We start from the raw sequence: 14,369 nt of genomic DNA, 5'->3' as shown, positions 1-14,369 counted from the left end.
GAACCTCTTTAAAAGAGGTTATGCCATTTTCTCACCTGATTCTTCTCTAAAAAAGCTTTTCATCGCATGAAATACGTCTGCTTTTTGCTTTAAAATATAATATCTGAAATTATCATCTTTAATATTTTTATAGGCTGACATGAGTGTACTATGGCGGTTGTACTGATTCACTTCCCCATACCCAAACATATTACACTTCTTCATTAGCTCTTCAACAAGTTTTACACATCTAGCATTATCTGATGTTAAATTATCACCATCTGAAAAATGGAATGGATAAATATTATAGCGGTCTGGTGAATATTTATTATCGATAAGTTCTAATGCTTTTTTATATACGGAAGAACATATTGTTCCGCCACTTTCTCCTTTTGAGAAAAATTCTTCTTCTGTAACGACTTTCGCTTCTGTATGATGAGCAATAAATTCAATATCAACTGTTTCATACTTTGTGCGTAAAAATCTTGTCATCCAGAAAAAGAAGCTACGTGCCATATATTTCTCCCATATTCCCATCGATCCACTCGTATCCATCATCGCTAATACAACAGCTTTTGAATCTGGCTTTAATACTTCATTCCAAGTGCGGAACTTTAAGTCTTCTTGATGAATCGGATGAAAAGATGCTTTACCACCCATCGCATTTCGTTTATATGCGGATATCATTGTTCGTTTCTTATCGATATTTCCCCATAATCCTGTTTTTCTAATGTCATTAAATTCAACATGTTCAATCCGGTTTTCATCCATTTCTTTTCTCTTTAAATTAGGCAGTTCTAACTCTCTGAAAAACGCTTGCTCTAATTCTAAAATAGAGACTTCAGCTTCATAGTAATCTTCCCCAGCTGCATCTCCTGCTCCTTGCCCTTTTCCTGGCCCTTTTTGTTTTTGACCACCTGATCCATCTCTCGCAACGACATCACCAACTTTGCTGTCACCGTTTCCTTGCCCAACATGTTTATTTTTATCATAATTGTATCTAATCTTATATTCATCTAGAGAACGAATTGGTATTTTTACAACATCCTTGCCATTAGACATAACTATACTTTCTTCTGTTACAAGATCGGGTAAATTATTCTTAATTGCCTCTTGTACTTTTTCTTGATGGCGCTGTTGGTCGTCATATCCTTTGCGATGGAGGGACCAGTTTTCCTGTGAAATCGTATAATTTGGTTGATTTTCTTCGCCCATTCCTTTCCCTCCTTACTGTAATTGTCTTCCTGTATGAACAGCAATCTATAAATTTTGTTCTGTAATATGCAAGCTAGAATATTTGAAAGGTAACTGCCCACAGAAAATCATCCCATAAACATTTATAACGTTTTTCATACAATACCCCGAGCATCCTAAACAAAATTTTGCCACTCACATAAATAGAAAGAAATATTCAGCCACTGATAAGAAAGAAACACAATGCATTGTTGCACACATTTTTACTTTGCAACATATTGTATTGTGTTGGCTTTTTTCGTATGAATGGTTGGTTACTCTATCATATGCATATTGTAAAAATAATTGACAATAAATTCATAAAATTGCATCTTAATTTATTACATTTGGACAAGGTATGACACTTTATACACATATGAACGGATAATAAAACGCTGTCCCGCAAAATACAAGAGACAGCGTTTTGTTATCAAACTATCTGTTTAACAAGCTACCTACATAGCGTAGTAATTCATTTGCTGAAGAAGAATTATAACCATGCTCATCAATTAAACGCGCAACAACATCATTGATTTTCTTAAGCTGATTTTCGTCCGGCGTTTTCGTTGATGTTGTAATTTTCACTATATCTTTTAAATCAGCAAATAGTTTTTTCTGAATCGCTTCACGAAGACGTTCATGTGAATTATAATCAAAGCGTTTTCCTTTACGGGCATAAGCAGAAATGCGAATTAAAATCTCTTCACGGAACGCTTTCTTAGCATTTTCTGAAATTCCAATTTGCTCTTCAATTGAGCGCATTAATTTTTCATCTGGACTCATTTCTTCTCCTGTTAACGGATCACGTAATTTCGATTTATTGCAGTACGCCTCAACGTTATCTAAGTAATTATCCATAAGCGTCTTAGCTGATTCTTCATATGAATAAACAAACGCTTTTTGTACTTCTTTCTTCGCGATTTCATCGTATTCTTTTCTCGCTAATGAGATGAAGTTCATGTAACGTTCACGGTCTTCATTACTAATGGATGGATGCTGATCTAGCCCATCTTTTAAAGATCTAAGTACATCTAACGCGTTAATAGATGGTACCTCTTTTCGAATGATTGTAGACGAAATTCGGTTAATGACATAACGAGGATCAATACCCTTCATACCTTCATCTTGATATTCGCGTTGTAATTCTTCTACATCAATCGCATTATAACCTTCTACCGTTTCTCCATCATACAAACGCATCTTTTTAATTAAATCAATATCCGGACGCTTCGGATCTTTTAAACGAGTTAAAATAGTGAACATTGCTGCAACGCGAAGTGTGTGTGGTGCAATGTGAACATTCGATACATCACTTTCACGAATCATTTTTTCATAAATATGTTCTTCTTCACTTACTCGTAAATTATAAGGAACTGGCATTACAATAATTCTTGAGTGCAATGCTTCATTTTTCTTATTTGCTATAAATGAGCGATACTCTGTTTCATTCGTATGCGCTACAATTAATTCATCTGCTGAAATAAGCGCAAATCTTCCCGCTTTGAAATTCCCTTCTTGCGTAAGCGATAATAAGTGCCATAAAAACTTCTCATCGCATTTTAACATCTCTTGGAACTCCATCATTCCTCGGTTTGCCTTATTTAATTCTCCATCAAATCGATACGCACGCGGATCTGATTCTGAACCATATTCTGCAATCGTAGAAAAGTCCAGACTACCTGTTAAATCTGCAATATCCTGTGATTTTGGATCAGACGGGCTAAATGTACCAATCCCTGTACGGCGATCTTCAGAGAAGAAAATACGCTCTACAACTACATCCTCAATTCTTGATCCGTATTCTTGCTCTAAACGCATGACATTTAGTGGTGATAAATTCCCTTCAATTCTAACCCCATACTCATCAAAGAAATCATCTCGTAAATGATGTGGAATTAAATGCAGTGGATCCTCGTGCATTGGGCATCCTTTAATTGCAAAAATTGCTCCGCGATCTGTTCTTGAATATGTTTCTAATCCTCGTTTCAACATTGTAACTAACGTTGATTTCCCTCCACTAACAGGACCCATTAATAATAAAATTCTTTTTCTAACATCTAATCGTTTTGCAGATGGATGAAAATATTCCTCTACAAGACGTTCTAGAGCATCCTCTAATCCAAAGAGCTGATTACTAAAGAAGTTATACTTTCTTCTACCATCAACTTCTTCAATTCCAGCGTCTTTTATCATATTGTAAATGCGAGAGTGTGCTGTTTGAGCCACCCATGGTCTTTCTTTCACAAGCTCCAAATACTCCGCAAACGTACCTTCCCATTGTAAACGTTCTTCTGCTGCTCGATGCTGTTCAATCTTTTTTAGAATATCCATTATAGCTCCTCCCCCATCTCCTTGTTCAATCGGATTATTATAAAAGGTATGCTAGGATGTCCTTAAACATTCTTTAAATCAAAACGAAATATATAATAGCACGCTAAAATTCTCTCCAAAATTCAAAGAAAATTCTGTATAATATAGGTATTAACATTTTTACACTGCTATTCATTATAAATAAATTCTTTTCTTCTAAGAACCTTACATACATTTTGGATAATAAATAAAACTCATAAACCGAAAACAGTAAGGAGGATATTAGTATGAAATTATTATTAATTTTAGGTGTATCACTCACATTTCTTACAGCTATTTTTACATCCGGTTACAATGACAAACCAGGTACACATAAAAAATGATGTGCTTTTAGCACATCATTTTTTTATTTATAATACATATTTTCCATATCATATTTGGATAGTGGTCGGCTATAATAATAACCTTGTACAAGCTTCACATTCTTTTCTTTCAAAAACTGTATTTGCTCCTTTTTTTCTACTCCTTCTGCAATTATATTCAATTCTAAAGTATGAGCTAAATGAATAATTGCAGCTGTAATATTCGTATCACGTTCATCTATATGTATACCTTCCATAAAAGAACGATCAATTTTTAAAGTATCAATTGGATATGTTTTTAAATAACTTAAAGATGAATAGCCTGTTCCAAAATCATCTAAATGAATCTTTAAATTTTGTTCTTTTAATTGTAGTAACACTCTCTTTGATATATCTTTATGTATAAGAGCTCCTTCTGTAACCTCTATCCCTAATAAATGAGCTGATACATTGTACTTATTTAAAGCCCGTGTAATCATCTCTATTAATGTAATAGAACGAAAGTGTCTAGCTGAAATATTAACCGCAATTGGGACCACTTCATATCCTTTATTTAACCATTCGCGCAGTTGCTGACACACTTGATTTACTACCCATTCATCGAGCTTAATAATAAATCCTGTTCTTTCTGCCAACGGAATAAATTGGTTTGGAGAAACAAATCCTAATTCCTTATTCTCCCACCTTATTAAAGCTTCCATACTAGCTATTTTTTTCGTTTCAATATTAATTTGTGGCTGATAATATAAGAAAAATTCATTTTTTTCTATAGCACGATGTAACTGGTTTTCTATTATAAACCTTTGTTCACGCTCACAGTCTAATCCACTACAATAAAAATGATAATGTCCTTTTCCTTTTTCTTTTGCTTTTTCTAAAGCAGCATCGACCCTCTGAAATAGTATTTTTTCATCTTCTCCATCTGCTGGAGCCATTACAATTCCAATTGATGCACTTAAATATACATCTTCTTCTTCGATTACAAAATATTCACTAATATTTTTCAGTATGCTTTTTGCAACTTCCTCTACATATTCTTTCTTTATATTTTCTATCAACATAACAAATTGATCATCGTGTTCTCTAAATAAGTGCATACCTTCTATTTTTAGATTGCTTAAACATTCTGTAACTTTTTGTAATACTTTATCTCCCTCTTTATGACCAAATGTATCATTAATACGATGAAACTCATCTAAATCTATAAATACAAGTGCAAAATTTACACTCTCATTTAAAAAAGTATTTAACTTATTTGTACATGAAATTCTATTCATTAATCCCGTTAACTGGTCATAGTAAGCTAAATATTCTGTTCGCATTTCGTTTAATACTTGCCTTGTAACATCTCTCGTAACAATATAAACCCCAACAATTTCACCGTTCACAATAATCGGGATAGTTCTCAAAGAAATATATAGCTCGTACCCTTCTTTATGAACATATTTCTTTGAAACAATTTGTTTTGCTTTTCCTTGCATCGATCCCTTAAATATAATTTGAAAATCTTTTTCATATTCTTTATTAATGAATTCAAAAATAAATTTATTATTTAATTCCTCATACCGGTATCCAAATATTTCATACGTTGCCGGATTTGCATATGTAACTCTCCCTATAGAATCTATAGATATAATTGAGTCATTATTATATTCCAGTAACGACTTAAATAACATTTGTTTTTCCTCTATCTTTGTCTTCTCCTCAATTTGAGCTGTAATATCTCTTGTAATGCAAATAACAAATTGACATATTCCTTCTTCGTCGCAGACAGGATTAAGTGAAGATTCATAATGTATCTCACCTTTTGGTAAATTGACTACATCACAAAAGGTGTGTGCTTTCGCTTCTCTCACTACTTTTGCATATTGCCTTTGCAATATCCCCGCTATATCTTTTGGTAATACTTCTGCAAAAGTTTTTCCATAGCACTCTTCGCTTAACCTAGCATAATCCATTCCTATTTTATTCACATACATATATTGAAACGTTTCATTATCAATAACTTTCAATATGAATACTAAATCTTGAATAGCATGTAATAATCCTTGTCTAATTAAATCCATATCTATCATACTTAAAAAGGTATTTTGATTACTATATTCTTCCTTCATATTTATCTCAACCCGTCTTATCTATTTTTAATCATATATCCCATTCTATATGATTATGTCCTCTCTTTTAAATGTATGATTATATATTATTTTTATTTTATAAAAAAAAGTCGCCATATGGCGACTTTTAATAAACGATTTCTAAATCTAATCCAGGGTAATTTTGTTGACGGAACGCTTCATAAATTAAAATTGCTGCTGTATTAGATAAATTTAATGAACGTACTTTATCTGTCATTGGAATACGTAAACAATGATCAAAGTTTTCTTCGATTACATTAGCTGGTAAGCCGTTTGTTTCTCTTCCAAATACAAAATAGTAATCCTTCTCACGCTTGCTATAGTCAAACGCTGTATGAGCTTTCTCGCCATACTTTGTTAAATAGAAGAATTCACCGTCTTTATTTTTTTCATAAAATTCTTCAATTGAATCATAATACGTAATTTTTACGTGCTGCCAATAATCTAATCCTGCACGCTTTAACATTTTATCATCCGTTGAAAATCCAAGCGGTCTAATCAAATGTAATTCTGTTCCAGTTGCTGCACAAGTACGAGCAATATTCCCTGTATTTGCTGGAATTTCTGGCTGATATAAAACAACATGTACTCCCACGCGATATTCACCTCTGTTTTTTGTCTACTACGTATTATACCACTTGAGCGAAAAATCTCTACCCATTAATAATATGAAAGAATTTATATTTCATTTGTGGTGTATATTTACTAGAGTCTTCATAGTTCCAATAACGTCGACGGCTATTCGCTGAATGTGCATTTACAAGCGGCATACCATCTGCATCTTTTGCTACTACAATCGTCGTATGATTCCATCTTCCGTCATCCTCGAAATCATAAGCAATGACATCTCCAAGAATAAGTTCTTCTGGCCTCTCTACCGCCTCTGCTCGAAGTCCTGTTGTAGCACCTGACAAATACCAATAAAAAGAATGTGCAACAGCCCAGCTCCAACTCCACTGATTCTCCCTTTGCCACCATCCTTTACGAATATTAGGATACCCGTTCATAGGTACTTCTCCAGTATGAAGACATTGAGAAATGAAATTCGTACAATTATCAGGGAAATTACGATACATAGGATTCCGGTCATCCCACCAACGCTCTGCATATTTCACTGCCTCTAAACGATTATACTGATAAGAACCGTACTTCTCTTTCGTAATATCCCTTTCTAATGTCTCACCCATTCTAATTTCTTCTGACACTTCAATAGCAGAATCGCCTATAATTCGACTATTATTTAAACAAACTCTTCGTTTTAATTGTTCCTCTTCAATATAAAATAATTCTTTATGCTTAATTAAATATTTAAAATGTATTTGATAATCAATTTCTTGATGGTCATTACTATTTAATTGTCTAATGAAAGAAACATCCGCAGTTGCTTTCACTATATGTGCACTACGCCTTTGAAACAATTGTTTCTTTCTCAGTGCCATTTGTAGTAAATCCTCAGCAATACCATCCACATTCGTTCTTTTCTCCGTTATATATGCTAAAAATTGTTGTACTTGGTTTTCAATCTTCGTTTTTACAACCATTCTGTCTCCCTCCCATATTACAATATGAAAAAGGGAAATATTATCTACTCTTTTTTCTGTGCTAACAATTCAAGCCCGCGATTCATTTCATGAAGCACTTCTTCATCTTTCTCACGTTCCATCGTTTTCTCAATCGCTTCGCCTACTCCATCTCCGCCAATTTTCCCAAGTGCCCATGCTGCCGTTCCGCGTAGTACCGGTCTTGGGTCATCTTTCATAACACCAATTAAATCTGGAATTGCCGATGCTTCTTTAAAATGTGCTAATGCTAAAATCGCATTTCTTTGCAGTGGCTTTTTCCCTCTCCATGACCCTGACATAATCCCATATTTCTCTTTAAAATCACGATTACTAATTGTTAAAAGTGGCGTTAATAATGGTTTAACTAGCTCAGGATCCGGCTCCATCTCAGGATGATTATGAAAATCCATTCCTTTATTTTTCGGGCAAACAGTCTGACACGTATCACATCCATATATACGATTTCCTATTTTATCGCGATATTCTTCAGGTAGGAATCCTTTCGTCTGTGTTAAAAACGCAATGCACTTCTTCGAATCTAACTGTCCCCCCTGTATTAAAGCACCGGTAGGACAAATATCGATACATTTCGTACAGCCCCCGCATTGATCTTCTATCGGCTTATCTGGCGGGAATGGAACATTTGTAATCATTTCTCCTAAGTATACGTACGAACCAAATTCAGGTGTAATAATAGAGCAGTTTTTACCACTCCAGCCAATGCCTGCACGCTCTGATACAGCTCGATCACTTAATTCACCTGTATCAACCATGGACTTCACTTCTATATCCGGCAGTTTTTCAATTAAATATGCTTCTAATTTTTGCAAACGATCTCGTAAAACAAGATGATAATCTTGTCCCCAAGAAGCACGACAAAAAATCCCACGGCGTTCGCCACGCTTACTTAATGGTGCATTTTTTAATTTTGAAGGATATGCTAAAGCAATCGCAATAATTGATTTAGCACCCGGTAATAAAAGTTGCGGATTCGTTCTCTTCTCTATATCAGGCTCTTCAAATCCAGATTGATAATTTAATTGTTGTTGCTGGATTAAGCGCTGCTTTAATTCCTCAAAAGGAGAAGCGCTCGCAAAGCCTATTTTATCTATGCCAATTGTTTTACTATACGCAATTACATCTTGCTTTAATTGTTCAAAATCCACTCTTAACCGCCTCCTCAGATGAATCCGTCCCTTATGTAACGACTCTATTGGTTAGTAATTCACGTTTGGAATACTATTATTTACTTCTATTTTCGCATGTAATTAGGTTTTTCAAACATTAAAAAACGCAATGCCTCGTTTATCTCGGAAACGAAACACTGCGTTGATCACAATTTATAGAAAAACATTTAATATAATTTGGAGCGGGTGAAGAGAATCGAACTCTCGACCAGAGCTTGGAAGGCTCTTGTTTTACCACTAAACTACACCCGCAAATATGAATTACATATAAGATATTAGAATAACTTATGTAAAGTAGTATAGCATGTAAAAAAAGTAGAGGCAAGAATTTTATCGAAAAAAGTCGAAAAAGTGATGAGAGACCTCATCACTTTTTCAATTCTTTATCAATTGCCTTCTTCATACTATCGAAATCAGGGTTTGCAAGATTTCCGTTTACATATACAGAAGGAGCACCTTGAACTTTTAATTTTTGAGCACGATCTGAATCTTTACGTACTTTTTCTTTAATGTCTTTACTGTGTAAGTCTTTCTTAAATTGCTCTACATCAACTTTTGGCAGTTTCTCTTTCACAATGCTAAGAAGCAAATCTTCTGTAATCCATTCTTCCGTATCTTTCTTTTGATTTTGATAAATCTCATCATAGAAAATCCAGAATGAATCTTTATCTTGTTTATAAATTGCTTCACCAGCTGCTGCACCTAAATCTGAGTCTTTTCCGATAAATGGGAAGTTAATAAAATATAACTGCACTTTGCCTTTATCAATATACTCTTCTTTTAATCGAGGTAATACTGTTACATCCCAAGTACGACAAGCAGGACATTTAAAGTCTCCAAATTCAACTACCTTAACTGGAGCATCATCTTTCCCTAAAGATTGTTGCGTAGAATAAGCAAACATCTCATTCCCTTTATCTTTTTTGTCATTTATGATGCTATACGCAATTGTTCCAATTACAATTAATACTGCGATAGAAAAAACTATACCAAGAGCCATGAGTTTATTTGATTTCATATACATTCCTCTTTAAATTCATATTCTGTATACAGCATTGTACACAATACACATAATATCAACACTTATATACGTCACGCAATGAACACGCTCACATAAATTACAAAAACACAATAATTGTGACGATATTGTGTCACAATTTGTCACAATTTATTCAAAAAAAAGAAGCTCCTCTGTAGGAACTTCTCTTAACTTACTGCTTTTTTACGCGCGCTATTTAACATCGACTGCTCTATTTTTATATCATGACGAATTACCAATTTCTCACTAACTGCTTGAACATACTCATCATGGCTTATATAGCCTTCTTTCTCCATTAGTCTCAAAACGACATTACGTCTCTCTACTGCTTTATCATAATTTTGGGCAGGTGAGTAATAAGCAGGTGCTTTTACTACAGCAGCCATCATTGCACTTTCAGCCAACGTTAATTGGTTCACCTTTTTACCGAAGTAAAGGTTTGCTGCTTTTTCAATTCCCCATGCTCCTTCTCCATAATAAATATTACTTACATATAATTTTAATATTTCATCCTTCGTAAATGTGCGTTCAATTTTTTTCGTATAAAAAATCTCTTTCCACTTCCGAGAAAATGTACGTTCATTCGTTAAAAAGGCATTTTTAGATAGCTGCTGTGTAATTGTGCTTCCCCCTTGCACGACACCACCAGCCTTTATATTCTCAACAGAGGCCCTAATAATTGCTATATAATCTAAACCGTTATGATGATAAAATCTTTTATCTTCTGTCGCAATAAATGCATGTGTTAATGATTCTGGCACCTCTAACTTAGCCGGTACATGTAATTTACTAATATCACTTTTTTCAATCATTACATTTCCAATGAATAATAACGTACAACTTAACAATAATAATAATATAATGGCTTTATAAAAAAGTTTAGTCATTGGATTTAATGCAACTTTTTGATGATAGTTCACCCTAGATAATACTCGTTCTTTCATCTTGAACACCTCTTTTCCACACAGCATATAACTCTTACTTTAAGAATACATTGTTGTAAAAAAATATCCCATCGATTTCTCTTACACGTACCTTACATCATTGTAAGGTATAAAGTGAAACTTTAATCGGCCCTCATTAATCAAGCTTACTGCCCAGCAAATAGTTGGATAAAAAAGTATTGTATCACAGTCTTTTTTTATCTACTATTCATCTGAAATATTGAATATAGGTTATATTAAAGTACGAATAACCAATAAAAGAGAAACCCTTAAGACTATTATATTTTCACTTTACACTTTAATTATATCATCTACAAATATATATACTTTTGACTATCTAGTAATCTAAATGTATATAACATATAGATTTATTATATAGAACAAACGTTCCTTAAATCAATACTAGTGCTATTATTATTTTGACCTTTTTCTTAAACAGTATACAAAAAAAGAGTAGTGATTCGAATGTATCTCAAATCGGCTACTCTTTTCTTTACAATCTTCCTATTAAATTATACGGCTGTACTTCCCACGTTTCATACGGAATAAAATGTGTTGCTCTCATTGCATCAAGCGTTCTGGATTTCATATGAGGACGCGTTATATACTCATCTATGTTCTCTTCATTTAAATCAACAAATTTAGCCTCTTGTATTTCTTCAGGTTGAATTTTTATTTCACCACTTATATATGCTACTTTAAAAACGACAGCTAGAATATGCATAGAAGTATTATAATAAACGCCTGTAATTCCGATAGGCTTCACCGTTAACCCTGTTTCCTCTTTTATTTCCCTACAGACAGCTTGATCGAGCGCTTCGCCTTCTTCTACCTGTCCTCCTGGCAACTCCCACGTATCAGCTCGCCAGTGCACTTTTGTTAATAACACTTCATTTTTTTCATTTGTTAAATAACCTGCTACAGCAACGATATGCTTTGGTGTCTTATGTTCCATATTAAGCCTCCTAGAGATAATGAATATTTTATATATCCCTATAATCATATTCCCTACCTACAACAAAATACCTTTAATACTTCATCACCTTAATTAACTTCATAAAAAAGACCCTATCCGCTAAGCGAAAAGGGTCATCTATCGTATTACTCTCCTAAGTCTACGTTGTGATAAACTTGTTGAACATCTTCTAAATCTTCTAATGCATCAACCATTTTCTCAAATTGTGCTTGAGCATCTTCAGGAAGTGTTACATCACTTTGTGCAAGCATTGTTAATTCTGCAACTGTAAACTCCTCAACGCCAGCACCTTTAAGTGCAGATTGTACTGCATGAAATTGATCTGGTTCAGCATACACGATAACAGAATCTTCTTCTTCTAGAATGTCACGTGCATCTACATCTGCTTCCATTAAAATTTCAAGAACTTCATCTGATGTTTTACCTTCAAGGCCGATAACAGCTGTCGCATCAAACATGTAAGCTACAGAACCGTTCACACCCATATTACCACTGTTTTTGCTAAATGCAGCTCGTACATCTGCTGCAGTACGGTTTACGTTATTTGTAAGTGTATCTACAATAACCATAGCTCCATTTGGTCCGAATCCTTCATAACGAAGCTCGTCATAATTTTCTTCTGAACCGCCTTTTGCTTTTTCAACTGCACGATCAATAATTGTTCTTGGAACATTGTATGTTTTCGCACGCTCTAATACAACTCTTAGTGCTTGGTTTGATTCTGGATCTGGCTCGCCTTGTTTTGCTGCCACATAAATTTCACGCCCAAATTTCGCGTATATACGGCTTGTATTTGCATCTTTTGATGCTTTTTTGTCTTTAATATTGTTCCATTTACGGCCCATACTTTCCACTCTCTTTCCCGTTTTAAATCTACATAAAAATATTAATATGAAATATAATGTGTGTTCAACACATTTTTAAAAGAAATATAAAAAGTTCATTTTTAATTCATATTACAGACATAATATAAATCACTATCATTTTGTTCTTTCGACAAGTTATATTATACATGAATTCCTACGTTTATTACGAATTTTAGAAGCACATAGTATAATTTAACAAAAAGACTCTAACATTTCTGTTACAGTCTTTTTATATTGCCAATAAAGATTTCCATATTATTCCCATAATTGTTTTCTATTGTTGTATAATAAAAATAGGAAAAAATTTGAAGAAAAGATGGAGGGTGAATTATGACACATTCAAAAGACAAAAAATCACATGCTTTTAAAGGAATAGGAGAAAAATTAAACCCAACTATCTATCAAGTGAGATTCATGAAATTAGATGAACCAATTCGATTTGAGTCGTTTTCTGAATTAAAGGAATTAGGAGACTGGTTGAGTACTTCAACGCACATGTGGTCATGCCACTCAACTATGTACAAATACAACAGAAAAGAGTTTGAAAAGAAGTTCTTAGAAATTACGAAATTAACAGCTGATCATGTACTAATATCTACTGGTGGCGTCGGATTTAACTTCATGTCACCAGGTTGGAGAAATTCTCTATAAAATAATGAAATTATATAAAGGGATAAAAATTTATCCCTTTATTGTTTTGTAGTTTTCCCCAACTGTATCGCATGTACTAAATGAATAAGTTTACCTTAATCATTTATAACCATTTCACCAACACACCATTTTTGCTTATTTTATAGTGTGATGAAAACATAAAAAGACTCTACACATTTGGTGTAGAGTCTTTTATTACGCCGTTCATGATACCGATGGTCGGGGTCGAACCGACACTCCCGAAGGAACACGATTTTGAGTCGTGCGCGTCTGCCAATTCCGCCACATCGGCACAAAAGAAAAGGCGGCAACCGGATTTGAACCGGTGATAAAGGTTTTGCAGACCTCTGCCTTACCACTTGGCTATGCCGCCATATTAAATTTTATTGGAGCGGAAGACGGGATTCGAACCCGCGACCCCAACCTTGGCAAGGTTGTATTCTACCACTGAACTACTTCCGCAAAAATGGCTGGGCTAGCTGGATTCGAACCAGCGCATGACGGAGTCAAAGTCCGTTGCCTTACCGCTTGGCTATAGCCCATCGAATTCTTACTTAATTATATGTAAGTATCCATTAGATTATTTGTAATTTTTAAAATAAAAATGGGGCGACTGATGGGAATCGAACCCACGAATGCCGGAGCCACAATCCGGTGCGTTAACCACTTCGCCACAACCGCCATGTTGTGTAAATATATTTGGCAGGGGCAGTAGGAATCGAACCCACACTGGAGGTTTTGGAGACCTCAGTTCTACCTTTAAACTATGCCCCTATGTAAATGGTGGAGGGGGGCAGATTCGAACTGCCGAACCCGAAGGAGCGGATTTACAGTCCGCCGCGTTTAGCCACTTCGCTACCCCTCCGAAACTTACATGGTGCCGGCTAGAGGACTTGAACCCCCAACCTACTGATTACAAGTCAGTTGCTCTACCAATTGAGCTAAGCCGGCGTATTTTATTAAAATAAATGGTGGCTCGGGACGGAATCGAACCGCCGACACGAGGATTTTCAGTCCTCTGCTCTACCGACTGAGCTACCGAGCCTTATTAAAATGGCGGTCCCGACCGGGGTCGAACCGGCGATCTCCTGCGTGACAGGCAGGCATGTTAACCACTACACCACG

At 34.7% G+C, this 14,369-nt stretch carries 11 protein-coding genes and 11 tRNA genes; 1 reads left to right on the top strand and 21 read right to left on the bottom strand.

Annotated elements, in window-relative coordinates:
• Positions 1–18: 18 nt before the first annotated feature.
• From yhbH to ACS2QP_RS12245, 11 genes are all read right to left on the bottom strand, one after another.
• The gene (gene yhbH, locus ACS2QP_RS12295; RefSeq protein WP_006925084.1) at positions 19–1,194 is read right to left on the bottom strand and encodes a sporulation protein YhbH; all 1,176 of its coding nucleotides are present in this window, start codon (positions 1,192–1,194) and stop codon (positions 19–21) included.
• Positions 1,195–1,647: 453 nt separating this feature from the next.
• Entirely contained in the window at positions 1,648–3,543 is a 1,896-nt protein-coding gene (locus ACS2QP_RS12290) for a PrkA family serine protein kinase (protein WP_000353273.1), read from the bottom strand.
• Between the two features lie 385 nt (positions 3,544–3,928).
• The gene (locus ACS2QP_RS12285; protein ID WP_438882464.1) at positions 3,929–5,998 is read right to left on the bottom strand and encodes a sensor domain-containing protein; all 2,070 of its coding nucleotides are present in this window, start codon (positions 5,996–5,998) and stop codon (positions 3,929–3,931) included.
• 127 nt (positions 5,999–6,125) lie between these two features.
• Positions 6,126–6,614: a tRNA (uridine(34)/cytosine(34)/5-carboxymethylaminomethyluridine(34)-2'-O)-methyltransferase TrmL gene (gene trmL, locus ACS2QP_RS12280; RefSeq protein ID WP_000538147.1), complete on the bottom strand. Its 489-nt coding sequence runs from the start codon at positions 6,612–6,614 to the stop codon at positions 6,126–6,128.
• 58 nt (positions 6,615–6,672) lie between these two features.
• Complete coding sequence (locus tag ACS2QP_RS12275) at positions 6,673–7,560, bottom strand: amidase domain-containing protein (protein WP_000260591.1); 888 nt, start codon at positions 7,558–7,560, stop codon at positions 6,673–6,675.
• A gap of 44 nt (positions 7,561–7,604) precedes the next feature.
• A complete protein-coding gene (gene queG, locus ACS2QP_RS12270; protein ID WP_438882463.1) occupies positions 7,605–8,747 on the bottom strand; it encodes a tRNA epoxyqueuosine(34) reductase QueG in 1,143 nt (380 codons plus the stop codon).
• A 199-nt stretch (positions 8,748–8,946) separates the two neighbouring features.
• Positions 8,947–9,020 (bottom strand) — tRNA-Gly (locus tag ACS2QP_RS12265).
• Between the two features lie 115 nt (positions 9,021–9,135).
• Positions 9,136–9,786: a DsbA family protein gene (locus tag ACS2QP_RS12260; RefSeq protein WP_000841306.1), complete on the bottom strand. Its 651-nt coding sequence runs from the start codon at positions 9,784–9,786 to the stop codon at positions 9,136–9,138.
• 188 nt (positions 9,787–9,974) lie between these two features.
• Positions 9,975–10,751 carry a transglycosylase domain-containing protein gene (locus ACS2QP_RS12255; RefSeq protein ID WP_000664715.1) on the bottom strand — a complete coding sequence of 259 codons (777 nt, stop codon included), beginning with the start codon at positions 10,749–10,751 and terminating at the stop codon, positions 9,975–9,977.
• Positions 10,752–11,244: 493 nt separating this feature from the next.
• Complete coding sequence (locus ACS2QP_RS12250; protein ID WP_000400455.1) at positions 11,245–11,706, bottom strand: NUDIX hydrolase; 462 nt, start codon at positions 11,704–11,706, stop codon at positions 11,245–11,247.
• Positions 11,707–11,852: 146 nt separating this feature from the next.
• Complete coding sequence (locus ACS2QP_RS12245; RefSeq protein ID WP_000532952.1) at positions 11,853–12,572, bottom strand: YebC/PmpR family DNA-binding transcriptional regulator; 720 nt, start codon at positions 12,570–12,572, stop codon at positions 11,853–11,855.
• A 351-nt stretch (positions 12,573–12,923) separates the two neighbouring features.
• On the opposite strand from ACS2QP_RS12245, the gene ACS2QP_RS12240 reads away from it, so the two are divergent.
• Positions 12,924–13,244: a DUF3884 family protein gene (locus ACS2QP_RS12240; RefSeq protein WP_211477915.1), complete on the top strand. Its 321-nt coding sequence runs from the start codon at positions 12,924–12,926 to the stop codon at positions 13,242–13,244.
• 210 nt (positions 13,245–13,454) lie between these two features.
• On the opposite strand, the gene ACS2QP_RS12235 is transcribed toward ACS2QP_RS12240, so the two are convergent.
• The 10 genes from ACS2QP_RS12235 to ACS2QP_RS12190 all read right to left on the bottom strand — a co-directional run bounded on the left by ACS2QP_RS12235 (position 13,455) and on the right by ACS2QP_RS12190 (position 14,368).
• Positions 13,455–13,536: transfer RNA gene (locus ACS2QP_RS12235), tRNA-Leu, on the bottom strand.
• Between the two features lie 10 nt (positions 13,537–13,546).
• Positions 13,547–13,617, bottom strand: a tRNA-Cys gene (locus ACS2QP_RS12230).
• Between the two features lie 14 nt (positions 13,618–13,631).
• Positions 13,632–13,706, bottom strand: a tRNA-Gly gene (locus ACS2QP_RS12225).
• 5 nt (positions 13,707–13,711) lie between these two features.
• Positions 13,712–13,786 (bottom strand) — tRNA-Gln (locus tag ACS2QP_RS12220).
• 63 nt (positions 13,787–13,849) lie between these two features.
• Positions 13,850–13,925: transfer RNA gene (locus tag ACS2QP_RS12215), tRNA-His, on the bottom strand.
• 19 nt (positions 13,926–13,944) lie between these two features.
• Positions 13,945–14,018, bottom strand: a tRNA-Trp gene (locus tag ACS2QP_RS12210).
• A 7-nt stretch (positions 14,019–14,025) separates the two neighbouring features.
• Positions 14,026–14,109: transfer RNA gene (locus ACS2QP_RS12205), tRNA-Tyr, on the bottom strand.
• Positions 14,110–14,119: 10 nt separating this feature from the next.
• Positions 14,120–14,195: transfer RNA gene (locus ACS2QP_RS12200), tRNA-Thr, on the bottom strand.
• Between the two features lie 18 nt (positions 14,196–14,213).
• Positions 14,214–14,289 (bottom strand) — tRNA-Phe (locus ACS2QP_RS12195).
• 9 nt (positions 14,290–14,298) lie between these two features.
• Positions 14,299–14,368: transfer RNA gene (locus ACS2QP_RS12190), tRNA-Asp, on the bottom strand.
• Position 14,369: the final 1 nt, after the last annotated feature.

The sequence above is a fragment of the Bacillus cereus group sp. Bce019 genome (assembly GCF_051781745.1).
GTDB lineage: Bacteria > Bacillota > Bacilli > Bacillales > Bacillaceae_G > Bacillus_A > Bacillus_A cereus.
This window is presented reverse-complemented; position numbering and strand designations above follow the sequence as displayed.